Source organism: Enterobacter sp. BIDMC109 (assembly GCF_001037885.1).
In the GTDB taxonomy this organism is placed as follows: Bacteria; Pseudomonadota; Gammaproteobacteria; order Enterobacterales; family Enterobacteriaceae; genus Enterobacter; species Enterobacter hormaechei_C.
In genome coordinates, this window is record NZ_KQ090002.1 from 3,393,177 (window position 1) to 3,414,230 (window position 21,054).

Annotated in this window: 17 protein-coding genes; 7 read left to right on the top strand and 10 right to left on the bottom strand. The window is 53.4% G+C overall.

Features of this window, described 5'->3' with window-relative positions; translation table 11 throughout:
* Positions 1-65: 65 nt before the first annotated feature.
* The 7 genes from ppiD to bolA form a co-directional block, all read right to left on the bottom strand.
* Positions 66-1,937, bottom strand: coding sequence for a peptidylprolyl isomerase (gene ppiD / locus SK62_RS16060; RefSeq protein ID WP_017383192.1), 1,872 nt, complete (start codon positions 1,935-1,937; stop codon positions 66-68).
* A gap of 212 nt (positions 1,938-2,149) precedes the next feature.
* Positions 2,150-2,422, bottom strand: a complete 273-nt coding sequence (hupB, locus tag SK62_RS16065; protein ID WP_002444653.1) for a nucleoid-associated protein HU-beta — start codon at positions 2,420-2,422, stop codon at positions 2,150-2,152.
* Between the two features lie 210 nt (positions 2,423-2,632).
* A complete protein-coding gene (lon, locus tag SK62_RS16070) occupies positions 2,633-4,987 on the bottom strand; it encodes an endopeptidase La (protein ID WP_014882775.1) in 2,355 nt (784 codons plus the stop codon).
* Between the two features lie 184 nt (positions 4,988-5,171).
* Entirely contained in the window at positions 5,172-6,446 is a 1,275-nt protein-coding gene (gene clpX / locus SK62_RS16075) for an ATP-dependent protease ATP-binding subunit ClpX (protein WP_015571275.1), read from the bottom strand.
* 127 nt (positions 6,447-6,573) lie between these two features.
* Positions 6,574-7,197 carry an ATP-dependent Clp endopeptidase proteolytic subunit ClpP gene (gene clpP / locus SK62_RS16080; RefSeq protein ID WP_006809880.1) on the bottom strand — a complete coding sequence of 208 codons (624 nt, stop codon included), beginning with the start codon at positions 7,195-7,197 and terminating at the stop codon, positions 6,574-6,576.
* A 260-nt stretch (positions 7,198-7,457) separates the two neighbouring features.
* A complete protein-coding gene (gene tig, locus SK62_RS16085) occupies positions 7,458-8,756 on the bottom strand; it encodes a trigger factor (protein ID WP_048249733.1) in 1,299 nt (432 codons plus the stop codon).
* Between the two features lie 331 nt (positions 8,757-9,087).
* Positions 9,088-9,405 carry a transcriptional regulator BolA gene (bolA, locus tag SK62_RS16090; RefSeq protein WP_003859051.1) on the bottom strand — a complete coding sequence of 106 codons (318 nt, stop codon included), beginning with the start codon at positions 9,403-9,405 and terminating at the stop codon, positions 9,088-9,090.
* Between the two features lie 303 nt (positions 9,406-9,708).
* Here bolA and SK62_RS16095 point away from each other — a divergent pair, with 303 nt between their 5' ends.
* From SK62_RS16095 to cyoE, 7 genes are all read left to right on the top strand, one after another.
* On the top strand, positions 9,709-10,287 hold the full coding sequence (locus tag SK62_RS16095; RefSeq protein WP_003859052.1) for a lipoprotein: 579 nt from the start codon (positions 9,709-9,711) through the stop codon (positions 10,285-10,287).
* Positions 10,288-10,332: 45 nt separating this feature from the next.
* Positions 10,333-11,808: a muropeptide MFS transporter AmpG gene (ampG, locus tag SK62_RS16100; RefSeq protein WP_047718592.1), complete on the top strand. Its 1,476-nt coding sequence runs from the start codon at positions 10,333-10,335 to the stop codon at positions 11,806-11,808.
* A 479-nt stretch (positions 11,809-12,287) separates the two neighbouring features.
* Entirely contained in the window at positions 12,288-13,235 is a 948-nt protein-coding gene (gene cyoA / locus SK62_RS16110) for a cytochrome o ubiquinol oxidase subunit II (RefSeq protein WP_006809886.1), read from the top strand.
* Positions 13,236-13,251: 16 nt separating this feature from the next.
* Entirely contained in the window at positions 13,252-15,243 is a 1,992-nt protein-coding gene (gene cyoB / locus SK62_RS16115) for a cytochrome o ubiquinol oxidase subunit I (protein WP_017383189.1), read from the top strand.
* Positions 15,233-15,847 carry a cytochrome o ubiquinol oxidase subunit III gene (locus tag SK62_RS16120; RefSeq protein WP_003859057.1) on the top strand — a complete coding sequence of 205 codons (615 nt, stop codon included), beginning with the start codon at positions 15,233-15,235 and terminating at the stop codon, positions 15,845-15,847. The genes cyoB and SK62_RS16120 overlap by 11 nt, the downstream gene beginning before the upstream one ends.
* Positions 15,847-16,173, top strand: a complete 327-nt coding sequence (locus tag SK62_RS16125; RefSeq protein ID WP_006809888.1) for a cytochrome o ubiquinol oxidase subunit IV — start codon at positions 15,847-15,849, stop codon at positions 16,171-16,173. Before SK62_RS16120 ends, SK62_RS16125 begins: the two co-directional genes overlap by 1 nt.
* A gap of 11 nt (positions 16,174-16,184) precedes the next feature.
* Positions 16,185-17,072: a heme o synthase gene (gene cyoE / locus SK62_RS16130; protein ID WP_017383188.1), complete on the top strand. Its 888-nt coding sequence runs from the start codon at positions 16,185-16,187 to the stop codon at positions 17,070-17,072.
* Between the two features lie 40 nt (positions 17,073-17,112).
* Here cyoE and fucU read toward each other — a convergent pair whose 3' ends face one another.
* From fucU to fucI, 3 genes are read right to left on the bottom strand one after another with little or no spacing between them, the layout of a single operon-like run.
* A complete protein-coding gene (gene fucU, locus SK62_RS16135) occupies positions 17,113-17,541 on the bottom strand; it encodes an L-fucose mutarotase (RefSeq protein WP_017694412.1) in 429 nt (142 codons plus the stop codon).
* Positions 17,534-18,937, bottom strand: a complete 1,404-nt coding sequence (gene fucK / locus SK62_RS16140) for an L-fuculokinase (protein ID WP_045339437.1) — start codon at positions 18,935-18,937, stop codon at positions 17,534-17,536. The genes fucU and fucK overlap by 8 nt, the downstream gene beginning before the upstream one ends.
* Before the next feature lie 49 nt (positions 18,938-18,986).
* Positions 18,987-20,765, bottom strand: coding sequence for an L-fucose isomerase (fucI, locus tag SK62_RS16145; RefSeq protein WP_047718590.1), 1,779 nt, complete (start codon positions 20,763-20,765; stop codon positions 18,987-18,989).
* Positions 20,766-21,054 lie beyond the last annotated feature (289 nt).

Below are 21,054 nucleotides of genomic sequence, written 5' to 3' on the forward strand. Positions count from 1 at the left end.
AAAGGCCGCGAAAGCGGCCTTTAGTTTTTGCAGAGCGTTACGAAAATCTGCGAGCAGATACGTAATTATTGCTCCTGAGTGACCACATCACCCAGTTTGATTTTGGCTTCTTTACGCAGGTTGCTCATCATCGCTTCGAAAGCAATCTGGGCATTGTTCTGGGTAATTCCCTGAACCATGGCCTTCTTCTGCGCGTCTGGCAGCGTACCGGCTTTTACTTCATCCAGCGCCAGAAGCACCACGTTACCCTGCATATCGGTCGTGGTGCCAAAGACAGGTTTGTCTTTCGCCGGCAGGCTCAGGCCAAACGCCGCCTGGCTGACAGGATCCTGACCGGTACGGCTCAGCGTTTTTGCTTCGCCAAAGCTCAGGCCAGCCGCTTTCAGCGCATCGTTCTTACCGGCTTTCAGATCGGCCAGAATTTTCTCTGCATCCAGTTTTGCCTGCTGTGCCGCTTTGTTGTGTTTGACCAGCGCCACCACCTGATCTTTCACTTCCGCCAGGGGCTTCACTGCCTCGGCTTTGTGCTCGCTGACGCGCAGTACGAACGCACGGTCACCGTCAACGGTAATGATGTCTGAGTTGCTGCCCGGCGTACCGTTCTCACCGACCAGACCACCATTGAAAATGGCATCTGAAACTGGTTTGAAGTTCAGTTCTTCCGGCAGGTTTTCGTGGCTGAACCAGCCCGTCTCAACCGCTTTAACGCCAGCAGCCTGCTCAGCACCCGCCAGTGATTCATTGTCGTTGCTTGCGGCATCGCTCACTTTCTGTTGCAGAGCATAGAAGGCGTCCAGCGCTTTCTCCTGCTTCACTTTCGCAGCGATATCATCACGAACGTCAGCCAGCGGCTTGGTTTTCGCCGCCACAACATCGTCCAGACGCGCCACCAGGAAACCAACGGAGGATTTGATTACACCAGACAGTTGGCCTTTCTCTTTCAGGCCTGCATTTTTCAGCTCGTCCGGGGTAGTGGACTCTTCCAGCCAGCCCATATCACCGCCGTTTTTGGCAGAAATAATGTCGGTGGATTTTGCTTTCGCTAAGGTGGCGAAATCAGCGCCTTTGTTCAGCTCGTCCAGCACGGCTTTCGCTTCTGCTTCCGTTTTGGTCTGGATCACGCTGTAACGGTTACGCTGCGGCTGAGTGAACTGATCCTGATGCTGGTCGTAATAAGACTGGATCTCGGCGTCAGTCGCGTTTTCCTGCATCGCAGCTGCATCCAGCTTGATATAGCTTACGCGGAACTGTTCCGGAGAGATGAAGTTGTTCTTGTTTTGCTCGTAGTAAGCATTAACTTCAGCGTCGCTAACCTGCTGTTTCGCTGCCAGTGCGTTGACATCAATCGTCGCTTCACGCACCACGCGTTGCTGCGCCACCAGTGCCGCCAGCTCTTCAGTTTCGCCTTTCAGCATGAAATCGGTGCCCACCACCGCGTTGATCAGCTGTTGCGTGGTCAACTGGTTACGCAGCGCCTGAGCGTACTGGTCAGCCGTCATACCCATCTGGTTAACAATGCTGTTGTAACGCGCGTTGTCGAACTTCCCATTAGACTGGAAAGCCTGCGTCGAGAAGATGGCTTTTTTAACCTGCTCATCGCTGATGCCCAGACCGAGGCTTTTCGCGTACTGATCCAGCAGCGCTTCGTCGATAAGGCGGTTCAGCGTCTGCTGACGCAGGTTTTTCATATAGCCTTCGTTGGCTGCAAGTTCAGAGTATTGGTCGCCCAGTTGCTGCTGCATGCGGTTACGTTCACCAGCAAAAGCGTTCTCGAACTGCCCACGGCTAATTTCCTGGCCATTCACTTTTGCGGCGTAGTTCGCGCCACCGCCGATGAGGTAACTACTCACACCGGTCAATATGAACGACACGATAATGATACCGAAAATAATCTTGAGCACGAGACTGTTAGCAGCCGTGCGTAAGCTGTCCATCATGGTGTAACAACACTCCGCTGTAGGTGACTGGTTACCTGACGCTGACGGAAAATCCTGACCGTCGCGCGTAAAGGCGTATTGTGACAAGAAAACAGGGCAATTGTCAGCCCACAACTCGCATAAACTCGCACAAATCAGGTCTGGACAAACAAAAAAGGCACATCAAACGATGCGCCCTTGTACTTTTCAGCTTCCCTGGAGCGGGAAAGCAATCAGTTTACTGCGTCTTTCAGCGCTTTACCTGCACGGAAACCCGGCACTTTAGCGGCAGCAATGGTGATCTCTTTACCGGTCTGAGGGTTGCGGCCAGTACGGGCTGCACGCTCTTTAACCGCAAAAGTACCGAAGCCTACCAGTGCAACGTCGTCCCCAGCTTGCAGAGATTCAGTAACAGAAGCAATTAAAGCATCTAAAGCACGTCCCGCTGCAGCTTTAGAAATATCAGCACCCGCAGCAATTTTGTCAATCAGTTGAGATTTATTCACTGTTCTCTTCCTCTCTTTATAATTTATATCGCACCTGAATCCTTCACAGCGCGACCGCGCAGCAGTTATATCAGTCCTGCTATGACCTTACAACACCCGTTGTTGATGGCTAACCCAATCAGCAATCTAAATTAGCTATACAAAAAAAGGCTGGCAAGTACGAAATGACTTACCAGCCTTGTTTTTATTGGCGCTCTTTGCGCGAGGTCACTATTTTGCGGTCACAACCTGCATTCCGGACGGTTCATTTTGCAGTGCGAGAGTCAGAACTTCCTCAATGCGTTTCACCGGATGGATCTGCAAATCGGCAATAACGTTGTCCGGAATCTCTTCCAGATCGCGTTTATTTTCGTAAGGGATCAATACGGTTTTGATCCCACCGCGGTGTGCCGCCAGCAGTTTTTCTTTTAACCCGCCGATAGGCAGTACCTGACCACGCAGCGTAATTTCACCGGTCATGGCCACATCAGCACGAACCGGGTTCCCTGTCAGGCAGGAAACCAGCGCCGTACACATGGCAATACCCGCGCTTGGGCCATCTTTCGGCGTCGCCCCTTCCGGAACGTGAACGTGAATGTCGCGTTTTTCGTAGAAATCCGGGTTGATACCCAGTTTTTCCGCGCGCGCGCGCACCACGGTCAGCGCCGCCTGGATGGACTCCTGCATCACTTCACCCAGTGAACCGGTGTAGGTCAGCTTGCCTTTGCCCGGGACACAGGCGGTTTCGATGGTCAGCAGATCGCCGCCCACTTCCGTCCATGCCAGACCGGTCACCTGACCAACGCGGTTTTCGTTGTCTGCACGACCGTAGTCGAAGCGCTGAACGCCAAGGTACGCATGCAGATTGTCGCCGTTAATCACAATGTGTTTCAGGCTCTTATCCAGCAGCAGCTGTTTCACCGCTTTACGACACAGTTTGGAGATTTCACGCTCAAGGCTACGCACGCCCGCTTCACGGGTGTAATAGCGAATGATGCCGATAATCGCGCTGTCCTCGACGGTCAGCTCGTTGGCTTTCAGCGCGTTACGCTCAATCTGTTTCGGCAGCAGGTGCTGCTTAGCAATGTTCAGCTTCTCATCTTCGGTATAACCGGAGAGACGGATCACTTCCATACGGTCCAGCAGCGGGGCCGGAATGTTCATGGAGTTGGAGGTCGCCACGAACATCACATCGCTCAGGTCGTAGTCCACTTCCAGGTAGTGATCGCTGAACGCCACGTTCTGTTCTGGATCAAGCACTTCCAGCAGCGCCGACGCCGGATCGCCACGCATGTCCGAAGACATTTTGTCGATCTCATCGAGCAGGAACAGCGGGTTTTTAACCCCCACTTTCGCCATCTTCTGGATCAGCTTGCCCGGCATGGAACCGATATAGGTGCGACGATGGCCGCGGATTTCCGCTTCATCGCGTACGCCGCCCAGCGCCATACGGATATACTTACGTCCGGTCGCTTTGGCGATGGACTGGCCCAGAGAGGTTTTACCCACGCCTGGAGGCCCTACCAGGCACAGGATTGGGCCTTTGATTTTGTTCACACGGCTCTGTACCGCGAGGTACTCAAGAATGCGGTCTTTCACGCGTTCCAGGCCGTAGTGGTCGGTATCGAGGATTTCCTGCGCCTGACGCAGGTCTTTTTTGACCTTGCTGCGGGCATTCCACGGAACCTGCACCATCCACTCAATATAGCCGCGCACGACGGTCGCCTCTGCCGACATCGGAGACATCATTTTCAGCTTCTGCAACTCAGCTTCGGCTTTCTCTTTCGCCTCTTTCGGCATCTTCGCCGCGTCGATCTTACGCTTCAGCGCTTCGTTTTCATCCGGCGCATCGTCCATCTCGCCGAGCTCTTTCTGAATGGCTTTCATTTGCTCGTTCAGATAGTACTCACGCTGCGATTTTTCCATCTGCTTTTTGACGCGGTTGCGAATGCGCTTCTCAACCTGGAGCAGATCGATCTCAGACTCCATCATCGCCATCAGGTATTCCAGACGTTCGTTAACGTCGGACATTTCCAGCACGGACTGTTTGTCGGCAAGCTTCAGCGGCATGTGCGCAGCGATGGTATCCGCCAGACGTGCAGGATCGTCGATGCTGTTCAGCGACGTCAGCACTTCAGGTGGGATTTTCTTATTCAGCTTGATGTAGCCTTCGAACTGGCTGATCGCGGTGCGTACCAGCACTTCCTGTTCGCGCTCATCAAGTTCCGGTGAATCAAGGTACTCTGCCTTCGCAGAGAAGTGCTCGCCATCGTCTGACAGAGTGGTAATACGCGCACGCTGTAAGCCTTCCACCAGCACCTTCACGGTGCCGTCTGGCAGCTTCAGCATCTGCAAAATAGAGGCCACGGTCCCGACGGTGAAAAGATCGTTTACACCCGGCTCATCCGTTGATGCTTCCTTCTGCGCGACCAACATGATTTTTTTATCATGATCCATGGCGGCTTCGAGGCAACGGATAGATTTTTCCCGCCCTACAAATAAGGGTATGACCATGTGCGGATAAACCACCACATCGCGCAACGGCAATACGGGGATTTCAATGCGTTCAGAACGCTCAGGATTCATAGAGCTCTCTCTTAGTTTAGTGTCCGCCAGGTAAACTGGTCATGTAACTGTGCTTCACACAACCATTAACATGTAATCCAGTATATGGGGATGTTTCCCATACATTCAACGCCATGAATACGGAAAAAGTAAAGGGGAGATAAAATCCCCCCTTTTTGATTAACTGATTGTATGAAATGGTGAATTATTCGCCAGATGCCTGCTGCGCTTCCGGTTTACCGTAAATCAGTAACGGCTTGGACTGGCCACCAATGACGGACTCGTCGATCACGACTTTTTCAACGTCTTCCATAGAAGGAAGATCGTACATCGTGTCGAGCAATGCTGCTTCTACGATAGAACGCAGGCCACGGGCACCGGTTTTACGCGCCATCGCTTTCTTGGCAATCGCGTCCAGTGCTTCGTCACGGAATTCCAGCTCAACGCCTTCCAGATTAAACAGCGCCTGATACTGCTTGGTCAGCGCGTTTTTCGGCTCTTTCAGGATCTGAATCAGCGCGTCTTCGCTCAGTTCGTTCAGGGTCGCCACAACCGGCAGACGGCCGATAAATTCCGGAATCAAACCGAATTTGATCAGATCTTCCGGTTCAACCTGCGCCAGCAGCTGGCCTTCGTTTGGTTTTTCAGACGTGGCTTTCACCGTTGCGCCAAAACCAATGCCGGAGCCGGTTTCCACACGGTGAGAGATCACTTTATCCAGGCCTGCAAACGCACCACCACAGATAAACAGGATCTTGGAGGTATCAACCTGCAAGAATTCCTGCTGCGGATGTTTACGCCCACCCTGCGGTGGAACAGCCGCAACCGTACCTTCGATCAGCTTCAGCAGCGCCTGCTGCACGCCCTCGCCCGAGACGTCACGGGTGATCGACGGGTTGTCTGATTTACGGGAGATTTTGTCGATCTCATCGATATAGACGATCCCGCGCTGGGCTTTCTGTACGTCGTAATCGCACTTCTGGAGCAGCTTCTGGATAATATTTTCAACGTCTTCACCCACATAACCGGCTTCGGTCAGGGTGGTGGCATCCGCCATGGTGAACGGAACATCCAGCAGGCGCGCCAGCGTTTCCGCCAGCAGGGTTTTACCAGAACCCGTAGGCCCGATCAGCAGAATGTTACTTTTGCCCAGCTCTACGCCATTGCTGGTATCGCCGTTACGCAGACGTTTGTAGTGGTTGTATACCGCCACCGCCAGCACTTTTTTCGCCTGCTCCTGACCAATGACATAGTCGTCCAGGTGGTGGCGAATCTCGTGTGGCGTTGGTAACGCGCTGCGCTCACGGTGCGGCGCGACTTCTTTAATCTCTTCGCGAATGATGTCGTTACATAAATCGACGCATTCGTCGCAGATATACACGGACGGCCCGGCAATCAGTTTACGCACTTCATGCTGGCTTTTGCCGCAAAAAGAGCAGTACAGCAGTTTGCCCGAACCATCTTTGCGTTTATCTGTCATGAGTCCAAACCTCTTTTTAAGTTCTATGTGCCGCACATGACGACGCAAATGCCATTCTCAGACGCAAGCTGCTTACAGGCAACGTTCCGCCCTACCTTAGTATAGCGGCACACTCGCGTCGCGGGCATCAATTACGATGGGTCAAAATGGAGTCGACTAAGCCGTACTCAACTGCCTCTGGTGCAGAGAGGAAGCGATCGCGCTCGGTATCGCGCTCGATCTGCTCGAGAGGTTGACCCGTATGCTGCGCCATAAGTTCATTCATGCGCGCTTTTACTTTCAGAATTTCTCGGGCGTGGATTTCAATATCCGTCGCCTGGCCCTGGTAACCACCCAGCGGCTGGTGAATCATCACGCGGGAGTTAGGCAGGCAGAAACGCTTACCTTTCGCCCCTGCGGTTAACAGGAAAGCACCCATGGATGCCGCCTGCCCCATACAGATGGTACTGACATCCGGCTTGATGAATTGCATGGTGTCATAAATTGACATACCCGCCGTAATCACACCGCCTGGCGAGTTGATGTACAGGTAAATGTCTTTTTCCGGGTTTTCCGCTTCCAGGAACAGCATCTGCGCCACGATCAGGTTAGCCATATGGTCTTCCACCTGGCCGGTCAGAAAGATAACGCGTTCCTTGAGCAGACGGGAATAGATATCGAAAGAACGCTCACCGCGTGAGGTCTGTTCAATAACCATTGGCACCAGCGCCATATGGGGTGCAAAGTTATCTCGTTCGCCACTGTATGACATTTCCGTCTCCTGGTTCAAAATTGAAAACACCTGCTGTACTGATTGTAACCTTATGGACGGATTATCAGCCAGTCTCAATCATCGTGATTACATACTAATGGGGGTCGCCATGCCCTATTTCAAGCATAACAACGTTTTGTTGTAACGCTAACACTGAAAGGGCGTTTTAGCACCCTTCCAGGACTAAAGCTGTGATAAAAAAAACCCGTCGCCGGAGGGCAACGGGTTTTTTGTTCAAACTTTAAACCGTCGGGGCGAAATTACGCCTGCTGGTTCATCAGTTCGGTGAAAGAGGTCTCTTTTTCGGTCACTTTCGCTTTCGCCAGTACCGCTTCAACAGCCTGCTCTTCCAGTGCGACGTTGCGCATGTTGTCCATCAGCTCTTTGTTCTTACCGTAGAACTCGATCACTTCTGATGGGTCTTCGTATGCAGAAGCCATCTCTTCGATCAGGCCTTTCACACGCTCTTCGTCAGCTTTCAGCTCGTGGGTACGAATCACTTCGCCCAGCAGCAGGCCAACAACAACGCGACGTTTCGCTTGCTCTTCGAACAGCTCGCGTGGCAGTTCCATCGCTTGCTGCTGGTTGCCACCGAAGCGCTGTGCAGCCTGACGGCGCAGAACGTCGATTTCGCTGTCGATCAGGGCAGCAGGAACGTCGATGTCGTTCGCTTTCACCAGACCTTCAATCGCCTGAGACTTCACGCGGTTACGTACAGCGCCGTTCAGCTCGCGCTCCATGTTTTTACGCACTTCGGTACGCAGGCCCGCAACAGAACCATCTTCCACGCCGAAACGCTTGATGAATTCTTCAGTCAGTTCTGGCAGTTCGCGCTCTTCCACTTTCTTCAGGTTGATAACGAACTTCGCTGCTTTACCTTTCAGGTTTTCAGCGTGGTATTCTTCAGGGAAGGTCACGTCAATGGTGAACTCTTCGCCCGCTTTGTGGCCTTTGATACCGTCTTCGAAGCCTGGGATCATACGACCCTGGCCCATCGCCAGTACGAAGTCAGACGCTTTACCGCCTTCGAACTCTTCGCCGTCTACAGAACCGGTGAAGTCGATGGTTACGCGGTCTTCCGCGTCAACAGCGCCTTCTTTCTCTTTCCAGTTCGCCTGCTGCTTGCGCAGGGTATCCAGCATGCCGTCAACGTCTTCGTCAGTCACGGAAACGATCGGTTTTTCAACTTCGATAGATTCCAGACCTTTCAGCTCAACTTCCGGGTACACTTCGAACTCTACGGAGTAGGTGAAGTCTTCGCCCTGCTTGTATTCACCTGGAACGTAGTTCGGCGCGCCGGCTGGATTGATTTTTTCTTTGATGATCGCGTCGATAAAGTTGCGGCTCATCAGTTCACCCAGCACATCCTGACGCACGGAAGCGCCATAACGCTGAGCAACAACATTCATTGGTACTTTGCCCTTGCGGAAGCCGTCAATACGTACTTTTTTTGCTACGTTGAACAGCTCGCTTTTCACAGCAGTTTCGATGCTGTCAGCAGCGATAGTAATCGTTACACGGCGGCCAAGGCCTTGAGTGGTTTCAACTGAAACTTGCATCTTGTTACCTCAAAAAAATCACAGTGCTCGGTCAACTCTGAATCTGTCTGTTATACCGGGATGCTCTCTTATGTGCAGATTCACATTCCCTGTCGCCAGAATCATCCCGAAGACATTCAATAAGACGCGGCATTATAGCGGCATCACTTAGGTGAGTCGAGAACGGTTGGAGCATGTTGCTGCGGCTTTTTTCACACTTTAAGGCTATTTTTAGCCTTAAAAACGCGCCATCCGCTCAAAACTCAGACAAAACAAAACGGCCCGAAGGCCGTTTTGACGAAATCTGTAAGCAACATACTGGAAAAACTCCGGCGGTTGCAAATCCGATTTATCAGGCGATGGTGCCTGCACCCCGACAAGGCGGTGATGCGAATACCGTATCCTGTAGCCCTTCCCATTCCTTAATGGTGTAGGTATGCAGCGCCAGCGCATGTACGGTTGTGGAGAGTTCTTCCGTCAAGGTGCTGTAGATCAAGCGGTGTCGGTTCAGGAAACGTTCTCCCGTGAAGCGATCGCTGACCAGAACCACTTTAAAGTGGCTTTCAGAACCTGCCGGCACGTTATGACGATAGCTTTCGTCGACAACTTCGAGAAACACAGGGTTGAACGCTGCCCTTAATTTTTCTTCTATCTGTTCACGTATCATCATGAAATCACTCCTCCGACAACGCTAAGGTGTCACCCATCCCTTTAAATATTAGCCGCTTTTACCGGTTCCATTACACCTTGACAACAAATATTTAGCTTTCGTCTGATTTTCTCATCCAAACGAATGAAGTTCACTATGAGGTTCATACGTTTTGTCACTTACAGGCAGAGAAAAGCGGAAAGGTGGTCAGTTTTCGGACAAGGCGATGAATTTACATGCGTTGACCACTTCCCCTGGCCGTTAGCGATGTTATGATGGCGGCAATTTTTCTCTCTTTGCTTACGATTCGTTGAGAACCCGAAAATGTTAAAAAAACTCTTCTTTCCGTTGGTAGCACTCTTTATGCTCGCCGGCTGCGCGACTCCGCCGACGACCATTGACGTTTCACCAAAAATTACCCTGCCTCAGCAGGATCCAAGCCTGATGGGCGTCACAGTCAGCATTAATGGCGCCGATCAGCGTCAGGACCAGGCGCTGGCGAAAGTGACTCGCGACAACCAGCAGGTCACGCTGACCGCCTCCCGCGACCTGCGCTTCCTGTTGCAGGAAGTGCTGGAAAAACAGATGACCTCCCGTGGCTACATGATTGGCCCAAGCGGCGCGGTTGATCTGCAAATCATCGTGAACAACCTGTACGCTGACGTCTCCCAGGGTAACGTTCGCTACAACATTGCGACCAAAGCCGATATCGCCATCATTGCTACCGCGAAGAACGGCAATAAAATGAACAAAAACTACCGTGCAAGCTATTCCGTTGAAGGCGCATTCCAGGCCTCCAACAAAAATATCGCTGACGCGGTTAACAGTGTGCTGACTGACACCATTGCCGACATGGCACAGGACACCAGCATTCACGACTTCATCAAGCAGAACGCCCGTTAATCCTGCTGACTGACCCGGTGCTTCACCGGGTCAGTTCATAAGAACATGTCCAGTCACTACTTACGTATTTTCCAGCAACCGAAATCAGCTATTCTGCTGATCCTTGGTTTCGCCTCCGGTTTACCCCTTGCGCTCACCTCCGGCACGTTACAGGCGTGGATGACGGTTGAGAACATCGATCTTAAAACCATAGGTTTCTTCTCGCTCGTCGGCCAGGCTTACGTCTTTAAGTTCCTGTGGTCGCCGGTGATGGATCGCTATACCCCACCGTTCCTCGGGCGCCGTCGCGGCTGGTTAGTGATGACGCAGGTGCTGCTGTTGCTGGCCATTGCCGCAATGGGTTTCCTTGAGCCGTCAACACAGCTGCGCTGGATGGCCGCGCTTGCGGTGGTGATCGCCTTCTGCTCCGCTTCGCAGGACATTGTTTTTGACGCCTGGAAGACGGACGTCCTGCCAGCGGAAGAGCGTGGCGCCGGTGCGGCAATCAGCGTGCTTGGCTACCGCCTGGGTATGCTGGTTTCCGGCGGGCTGGCCCTCTGGCTTGCCGACCGCTATCTCGGCTGGCAGGGAATGTACTGGCTGATGGCCGCTCTGCTGATCCCCTGCATTATTGCCACGCTATTCGCGCCTGAACCGAGCGATGTGATTCCGGTCCCCCGCTCGCTGGAGCAGGCCGTCGCCGCACCGCTCCGCGACTTCTTTGGTCGCAATAATGCCTGGCTGATCCTGCTGCTGATTGTCCTTTATAAGCTTGGCGACGCTTTCGCCATGAGTCTGACCACCACCTTCCTGATCCGCGGCGTCGGGTTTGATGCGGGCGAAGTCGGCGTGGTGAACAAAACCCTGGGACTGTTTGCCACGATCGTCGGCGCGCTGTACGGCGGTGTATTGATGCAGCGCCTGACGCTGTTCCGCGCTCTGCTGATCTTCGGCATCCTTCAGGGCGCATCGAATGCCGGTTACTGGCTGCTGTCGATCACCGACAAGCATATGATCAGCATGGCGACGGCGGTATTCTTTGAAAACCTGTGTGGCGGTATGGGCACTGCGGCATTTGTCGCCCTGCTGATGACGCTGTGCAATAAGTCATTTTCCGCCACCCAATTTGCGCTACTGTCTGCCCTTTCTGCCGTCGGGCGCGTATACGTTGGCCCCGTCGCGGGCTGGTTTGTTGAAGCTCACGGCTGGCCGACGTTTTATCTCTTCTCGGTGGTGGCGGCGGTGCCGGGGATTTTATTGCTGCTGGTCTGTCGCCAGACGCTGGAATATACCCAGCGGACGGAACACTTCATGCCGCGCACGGAATATCAGGCTGCCTATCGGTTTGCCCTGCGTCTGCTGATGGCTGGTTGTCTTGCGCTGATAGTGTGGCTCGCGGTACTCATCTTGAATGCGACGACCACCTTGTCGCTTCCGTTTGAAACCCAGCTGCTTGATGCAGGGGTGTTACTCGCCATCGTGGGTATCCTGACCGGTGGGATGCTGGATTTCATGTCATTGCGGAAAACGCAGATGACATGAAGTAAAAAGCGAAAGGTTATTTCCCGTTGTAATAACGACACGAAATTATAACGGCGAAATAACCGCCATCGGCAAAAAAAAATATTTGTTGTTTTGTGCGGGATAGCATTCGGAAATTATTGGAGCTTATTTCGCTACGCTATTTTCCGTTAAACGATTCAGCATTCGAAAGATTGAATTTTCGTTTTTTAGTTGTCTTTTTATTGATAATTAATTGTTAATTATTTGTATATTTTTCACAATGGTTATACCAATTGTCCCTTTTGCGGTATGCTGGGGCACCCTTTCGTTATAACGCCCGCTCCGTGCGGCTTCCCCCGGAAAACGCGACATAATTTGCAACACTTGTGACATGTGCGGCAGAACCCGGTAACACCTTCCTGACACAGGGCTAATGATGTTTACAGTAATGTAACCTTCCCGTAAAATGCCCCCACACTTTAAACGCCACCAGACTCCCGTGGAATTGAGGTCGTTAAATGAGACTCAGGAAATACAATAAAAGTTTGGGATGGTTGTCATTATTCGCAGGCACTGTATTACTCAGTGGCTGCGATTCTGCACTACTAGACCCCAAAGGACAGATTGGACTGGAACAACGTTCATTGATACTGACGGCTTTTGGCCTGATGTTGATTGTGGTTATTCCTGCCATCTTGATGGCTGTTGGTTTCGCCTGGAAGTATCGTGCGAGCAATAAAGATGCGAAGTATAGCCCTAACTGGTCACACTCCAATAAAGTGGAAGCTGTGGTCTGGACGGTACCTATTCTGATCATCCTGTTCCTTGCTGTACTGACTTGGAAAACCACTCACGCACTTGAGCCGAGCAAACCGCTGGTTCACGATGAAAAACCTATTACCATTGAAGTGGTCTCCATGGACTGGAAATGGTTCTTCATCTATCCAGAACAGGGCATTGCTACCGTGAATGAAATCGCCTTCCCGGCGAACACTCCGGTTCAGTTCAAAGTGACCTCCAACTCCGTAATGAACTCCTTCTTCATCCCACGTCTGGGCAGCCAGATTTACGCGATGGCCGGTATGCAGACTAACCTGCACCTGATCGCGAATGAAGCAGGCACCTACGACGGTATCTCCGCCAGCTATAGTGGCCCGGGCTTCTCGGGTATGAAGTTCAAAGCTATCGCTACGCCAGACCGCGCGACTTTCGACCAGTGGGTTGCAAAAGCGAAGCAGTCTCCAAACACCATGTCTGACATGGCGGCGTTCGAAAAAGTGGCTGCACCTAGCGAATACAACAAGGTGGAGTACTTCTCTAACGTGAAACCGAATCTGTTCAAAGACGTTATTGGCAAATTTATGGATCACGGCATGAGCATGGACATGACCCAGCCTGAAGGCGAGCACAACACGCACCAGGGTATGGAAGGCATGGACATGAGCCACGCGGAAACCGCTCACTAAGGGGCCGAGGAAGAAAATGTTCGGAAAATTGACACTGGATGCAGTGCCCTACCATGAACCGATTATTATGGTTACGGTGGCTGCAATTATCATTGGTGGCGCGGCCTTAGTTGGCCTGATCACTTACTTCGGTAAGTGGAGCTACCTGTGGAATGAGTGGCTGACTTCGGTTGACCACAAAAAACTCGGTATCATGTACTGCATCGTCGGTATCGTCATGTTAATTCGTGGCTTTGCGGATGCAATCATGATGCGTAGCCAGCAGGCGCTTGCGTCTGCGGGCGAAGCCGGCTTCCTGCCACCGCACCACTACGATCAGATCTTTACCGCCCACGGCGTTATCATGATCTTCTTCGTGGCGATGCCGCTGGTAATCGGTCTGATGAACGTGGTCGTTCCGCTGCAAATCGGCGCGCGCGACGTTGCGTTCCCGTTCCTGAACAACCTGAGCTTCTGGTTCACGGTTGTCGGCGTTATCCTGGTTAACCTATCACTGGGTGTGGGCGAATTTGCTCAGACTGGCTGGCTGGCCTACCCGCCGCTGTCGGGAATTGAGTACAGTCCGGGCGTGGGCGTTGACTACTGGATTTGGGCGCTTCAGCTCTCCGGTGTCGGTACCACCCTGACCGGTATTAACTTCTTCGTGACCATCCTGAAGATGCGTGCACCAGGTATGACGATGTTCAAGATGCCAGTATTTACCTGGGCATCTCTGTGCGCCAACGTCCTGATTATCGCGTCGTTCCCAATTCTGACCGTCACCATCGCGCTGCTGACCCTGGATCGCTATCTGGGTACCCATTTCTTCACGAATGATATGGGTGGCAACATGATGATGTACATCAACCTGATTTGGGCCTGGGGTCACCCGGAAGTGTACATCCTGGTTCTGCCGGTGTTCGGTGTGTTCTCCGAAATCGCGGCAACCTTCTCGCGTAAACGCCTGTTTGGTTACACCTCTCTGGTGTGGGCAACCGTATGTATTACCGTCCTGTCGTTCATCGTCTGGCTGCACCACTTCTTCACCATGGGTGCGGGTGCCAACGTAAACGCCTTCTTCGGTATTACCACCATGATTATCGCGATCCCTACCGGGGTTAAGATCTTCAACTGGCTGTTCACCATGTACCAGGGTCGTATCGTGTTCCACTCAGCTATGCTGTGGACCATCGGCTTCATCGTGACCTTCTCCGTAGGTGGGATGACCGGCGTACTGCTGGCGGTACCAGGTGCTGACTTCGTTCTGCACAACAGTCTGTTCCTGATTGCGCACTTCCATAACGTTATCATCGGTGGCGTGGTCTTCGGCTGCTTCGCTGGTGTGACCTACTGGTGGCCAAAAGCGTTCGGTTTCACCCTGAACGAAAAATGGGGTAAACGCGCGTTCTGGTTCTGGATCATCGGCTTCTTCGTGGCGTTTATGCCGCTGTACGTGCTGGGCTTCATGGGGATGACCCGTCGTCTGAGCCAGCAGATCGATCCGCAGTTCCACCCAATGCTGATGGTTGCAGCGGGCGGCGCAGCGCTGATTGCCTGCGGTATTCTGTGCCAGCTGATTCAGTACTACGTGTCTATCCGTGACCGTAACCTGAACCGCGACCTGACCGGTGACCCGTGGGGTGGTCGTACGCTGGAGTGGGCGACCTCTTCTCCGCCTCCGTTCTATAACTTTGCCGTAGTGCCGCACATTCACGAGCGTGATGCATTCTGGGAAATGAAAGAAAAAGGTGAAGCGTACAAGCAACCTGAGCATTACGAAGAGATCCATATGCCGAAAAACAGCGCCGCGGGCATGGTTATTGCCGCTTTCGCAACGGTATTTGGTTTCGCAATGATCTGGCACATCTGGTGGATGGCGATTGTTGGCTTCGCTGGCATCGTAATCAGCTGGATTGTGAAGAGCTTTGACGAGGACGTGGACTACTACGTACCAGTCCGTGAAGTTGAAAAGCTGGAAAACCAGCATTTTGACGAGATTTCTAAAGCGGGGCTGAAAAATGGCAACTGATACTCTGGCGCACTCAACTGCCCACGCGCATGAACATGCGCACCATGATACAGGACCGACGAAAGTCTTCGGTTTCTGGATCTACCTGATGAGCGACTGCATCCTGTTCTGCTGTCTGTTCGCAACCTATGCCGTTCTGGTGAACGGCACAGCGGGCGGCCCGACCGGTAAGGACATCTTTGAACTGCCGTTCGTTCTGGTTGAAACCGCACTGCTGTTATTCAGCTCCATCACCTACGGCATGGCGGCTATCGCCATGTACAAAAACAACAAGAGCCAGGTTGTCTCCTGGCTGGCGTTGACCTGGCTGTTTGGTGCTGGCTTTATCGGGATGGAAATCTATGAATTCCATCACCTGATCATGGAAGGTTTCGGCCCGGATCGTAGCGGCTTCCTGTCAGCGTTCTTCGCGCTGGTAGGCACCCACGGTCTGCACGTGACCTCGGGTCTGATCTGGATGGCGGTGCTGATGTTCCAGATCTCCCGTCGCGGCCTGACCAGTACTAACCGTACCCGTATTATGTGCCTGAGCCTGTTCTGGCACTTCCTGGACGTGGTATGGATCTGTGTGTTCTCTGTTGTCTATCTGATGGGGGCGATGTAATGAGTCATTCTAACGATCATGGCGCTTCCCACGGCAGCGTAAAAACCTACATGACAGGTTTCATCCTGTCGATCATTCTGACGGTGATCCCGTTCTGGATGGTGATGAACGGTTCTGCATCTAAGCCGGTTATCCTGGGCGCAATCCTGGTGACCGCGGTGATTCAGATTCTGGTGCATCTGGTTTGCTTCCTGCACATGAACACCAAGTCCGATGAAGGCTGGAACATGACGGCCTTTATCTTTACCGTGATTATCATCGCTATCCTGGTAGTCGGTTCCATCTGGATTATGTGGAACCTTAACTACAACATGATGGTTCACTAAGAGCGGCGAGTATGTTTAAGCAATACCTGCAAGTCACGAAACCAGGCATCATCTTTGGCAACCTGATCTCCGTAATCGGAGGGTTCCTGCTGGCCTCTAAAGGCAGCATTGATTACACCCTCTTTATTTACACGCTGGTCGGTGTGTCACTGGTGGTTGCGTCCGGTTGTGTATTTAACAACTACATCGACATGGATATCGACAAGAAGATGGAAAGGACCAAAAATCGGGTGCTGGTTAAAGGCCTGATTGCTCCTTCCGTCTCGCTGGTGTACGCCACCTTGCTGGGTATTGCTGGCTTTATGCTGCTGTGGTTTGGTGCTAACCCGCTGGCCTGCTGGCTGGGGGTGATGGGGTTCGTGGTGTATGTGGGCGTCTACAGCCTGTATATGAAACGTCACTCCGTCTACGGCACGCTGATTGGTTCTCTCTCCGGCGCGGCGCCGCCGGTGATTGGCTACTGCGCCGTCACGAACGAGTTCGACAGCGGTGCGCTCATCCTGCTGGCTATCTTTAGCCTGTGGCAGATGCCGCACTCCTACGCCATCGCGATTTTCCGCTTTAAGGATTATCAGGCGGCGAACATTCCGGTTCTGCCGGTCGTGAAAGGCATTTCGGTTGCCAAGAACCACATCACGCTCTACATCATCGCTTTTGCCGTGGCAACGCTGATGCTCTCTCTGGGCGGTTACGCCGGATATAAATATCTGGTGGTAGCAGCTGCGGTGAGCGTATGGTGGCTCGGCATGGCCCTGCGCGGTTATAAAGTGGAAGATGACAAGGTCTGGGCACGCAAGCTGTTTGTGTTCTCGATTGTCGCCATCACCTCACTGTCCGTGATGATGTCCGTAGACTTCATGGTGCCAGATTCACAACACCTGCTGACTTACGTCTGGTAAGAAGACTGATGTAAAAACGCCGGGTTTAGCCCGGCGTTTTTTATTGGTACGGCGTAACCCCTTTCTTTAACAGTATATTGCCGTATTTCGCGGTCTCGCCCGTCACCACGATGGCGTACGCTTTCTGTGCCCGCGCATAAAACGCATAACGGTCAATACGCGTAACCCCCTCCCCTTCCGCCTCACCAAAAAGTGCGTTGCGATAGCGCGCTTCTACCTGTATATCGAGCGTATCCCCGTCGACAGGGGCCATCATCACCAGCGGTGGCGCATAGCTGTCCAGTTCAAACAGCGGTATCACCGCGGCCAGCAAATCGCTGATGAGCAGGCCATCTGCGCGGATCGTCTTTGGCCCCAGGCTGTGCGCGGGAAAGTGAGCATCTGCAAAAATAATCTCGTCACCATGACCCATTTCTGCCAGCGTTTTCAGCAGCTCGGGTGAAATCAGAGGGGATATCGTTTTAAGCACAAGGTTGCTCCTCAGGATAGAAATAACGGTAACGATAGTGGACCCGATCGCGAGCAGCCTCAGCGCTGGCCGTTTCTCCGACGCCCCACCATCCGTACAAAGACGCCCCCAGCACGGTCGTATCAGCCTCTTCAAGAACCTTCACCGGGATCCCAAGCGCATTGGACTTGAGCTGATTCCACAGCATATTGCGGCTACCTCCCCCCACCAGCAGGAGTTCACGCGCCTTAAATTGCGCGATCGCCTCCAGCGCCAGGCATTTTTCTTGCAGATGCACCGTGAGTCCTTCCAGGGCTGCGCGGTAAAAATGGGCTGGCGTTGTGGTGAGCGTAACGCCCTGCCAGCCGGCGAGTGGAGAATCGAGCAGTTGGGTATTCATCGTGACGCCATCCGCGCCGTTCGGAATTGCCGCCGCCTGAGCCAGAATAGTGTCCCAGTCGGTACCAGGCGACCAGAACAGCGCGCGGATCCACTCCAGTACGCCAGACGCCAGATATTGCATTCCCGGATTATAGAGCCCCGTCCGGCTATCCAGTTCGCAGGTCGCACCCGGGTATTGCCCCAGCAAAGCGGTATCAACCTGCGTGGTGCGCGCCATTAAAATCTCCCAGGTACCCGAAGAGAGAACTGGCTCATTAATTCCCGCCCCGGCGCCAAAAAGGGCAAACTGCGTGTCGTGCCCGGCGGAGATCACCGGCACACCGCAAGGCAATCCGAGCCTGGATGCAGCGTCGGGCCGCAATTCACCAATCCTTTCTCCGGGGGAAACCAGCGGCGGGAAAAGGGAATGAGGCACGCCGATCTTGCTTAAGATCGTTTCACTGAAGCGCTGCTGATGCAGATCGAACATCTGACTGGTACCGGCCATCGTGAGATCGGTCGTCATCTTTCCGGTCAGACGATGGTTGATTAGCGAGGAGATAAAAAGCCAGGCGTGAGCACGCTGTAACAGATCGGGATGGTTGTCCTGAAGCCAGCCTAGCTTATACAACGTGTTAAAACTAAACTGCCCAACGCCGGTGATCTGCTGTAGTTCTGCCGGGGAGCATGAACGGGCAACCGCTTCCATCACCGGCACGGTTCGCGGGCACTTCCAGCTGATGATCGGGTAAAGCAGTTCTCCCCGCTCATCTACCAGTGCGCCATCCACGCCAAAGGTCGTCACACTCATTCCGCACAGCTGATGCTCGCTCAGCGCTGCGCTGATTTTCTGACAACAGACGGCAAACCGTTGCATGATGGCGTCGAGCGACCACTGGTGCCAGGCCGGATTTTCAGCGGCGCTTTCGCTTTCGTTCGCCACCGCGGCGCGCGCCACAATATTCCCTTCAGGATCCAGTGCAATGGCGCGCACGTTCGTCGCGCCACAATCGAGAACCAGAAAACATTTTTTCATCGCGGTCCCCACAGGCTGCCAGCCCGCCGGAGCAGGCTGGCAGGCCGGCTTAATGTTTGTATAACGGTCCGTAATTTTCACAGGCGCGGTAATCCTGCCCTTCCGGATCCATACCGTGAGCGCCCCAGGCCGTCGGCCGATAAATCAGCGCCTCCGGTACGTTATGCATGCATACAGGGATGCGTAGCATGGACGCCAGGGTGATGAAATCAGCGCCGACGTGCCCGACGGTTAATACCCCGTGGTTAGCGCCCCAGTTCGCCATCACTGAATAGACGTCGCTGAACGGGCCTTTACCGGTCAGGCGTGGGGCAAACCAGGTGGTGGGCCAGGTTGAATCGGTGCGCTTATTCAGAATGTCATGTACGTGTTCCGGCAGCTCAACACTCCAGCCTTCCGCTATCTGTAATACCGGACCCACACCCTTGATGAGGTTTACGCGGGTCATGGTAAATGGCACGCCACCCCGGGTGAGGAAGTTTGATGAGAAACCGCCCCCGCGGAAGTATTCATGCACCGCCGGACACCAGTGGGTTACGGCCAGGCACGCGTTGGCTTCCTGCTCAGTAATGTCCCAGTGTGGTTTCAGGGTCGGTTTCCCCTCGGCGTTTTTCTGCTCCGCTGTACCGTCCAGCGCCGCCGAGCCGGAGTTGATCAGATGAATAATGCCGTGCTCAGCCCGTCCAGTGAGCTTCTGGCCGGTAACACGCTCAACCGACTCCGGCGACCAGTAGGTGCGTACATCAGCAAAAATCTGCGCGGTGCCGGTCATCAGATGCCCAAACAGCATCGCTACCCCGTTAAGGCTGTCATTTTCCGTCGCCACTACCAACGGCTGGCGAATACCGTTCCAGTCGAAAGAGCTGTTCAGCAGCGCCTCTGCGGTATCACCATTTGGATACTGATCCGTCCAGTGGCGCTGCCCCTGGAAACCGGACGCAATGGCGTTATAGCCCAGCGATTCCTCCACGCGGCCCATCGCAGCGAGTTTAGGGTTGCCCTGCATCATGTCGCGGATGCACATCGCCATTAGCAGGCTCTCCCGCAGGATCGCGGCATTTTCCTGTTCATTGCGACGATACTGCTCTGCGTTTTTATCCTCGCCGAAACGGAAATGTGCCTTCGCCCAGCTCAGGGCCAGCTCAAGTTCTTGCTCGTCGTAAATCTTATGATCGATGCGGCGACGCAGTTCGGTCATATCCACCGCCTGCACCTTCATCCCCAGCCAGGATTCAAAGAAGTTGTGATCGACAATCGAGCCCGCGATCCCCATTGAGACACCGCCCACCGACAGATAACTTTTCCCCTTCATGCTGGCGACCGCCAGGCCCGCCCGGGCGAAGCGCAACAATTTTTCCTCAACGTCTGCCGGGATGGTCTCGTCGCCCGCATCCTGTACATCGTGGCCGTAAATGGAAAACGCCGGGATCCCTTTCTGGTTATGCGCTGCCAGCGCCGCTGCGAGGTATACCGCCCCCGGACGCTCGGTGCCATTAAAGCCCCAGATCGCTTTCGGGCGCAGCGGATCCATATCAATGGTTTCACTCCCGTAACACCAGCAGGGGGTGATGGTGATCGTCAGACCAACGTGGCACGTGCTGAACTTCTCTTCGCAAGCGGCGGATTCCGCCATTCCGGCAATGCAGCTGTCGGCAATTACGCACTCTACGGGCGTACCGCAGGGGTGGCGTAATTTTTCACTGAGTAGCGCCGCCGTGGCTTTCGCCATGTTCATGGTCTGCTCTTCCAGAGACTCACGTACGCCCATTCGGCGGCCATCAATAACAGGTCGAATGCCAATCCGGGGTAACGCTTTTATCGTTTTCATAGCCCTTCCTCACGTTGGTTAACCTATCCGTCTCAGGGGCATAGCCGTGAAAAAGCGCCCGGGCAGCACCGTGAACGGAAAGCGGTGAAATCTGCTAACTCGAATTAGCTTAGGGTTCTCACTAAAAATGAGACAAGATAAATGTGCAGGATCTGTGAGCAGTTTCACGATGAGAGGTCAAAATTCGATCAGTGTCAGGTATTACGATTCAGCAAAAACTAAAAATATCGTTTAAATTCAATTAAATAACAAAATACCTTTGCACGACGTCACAATTTGAATACAAATG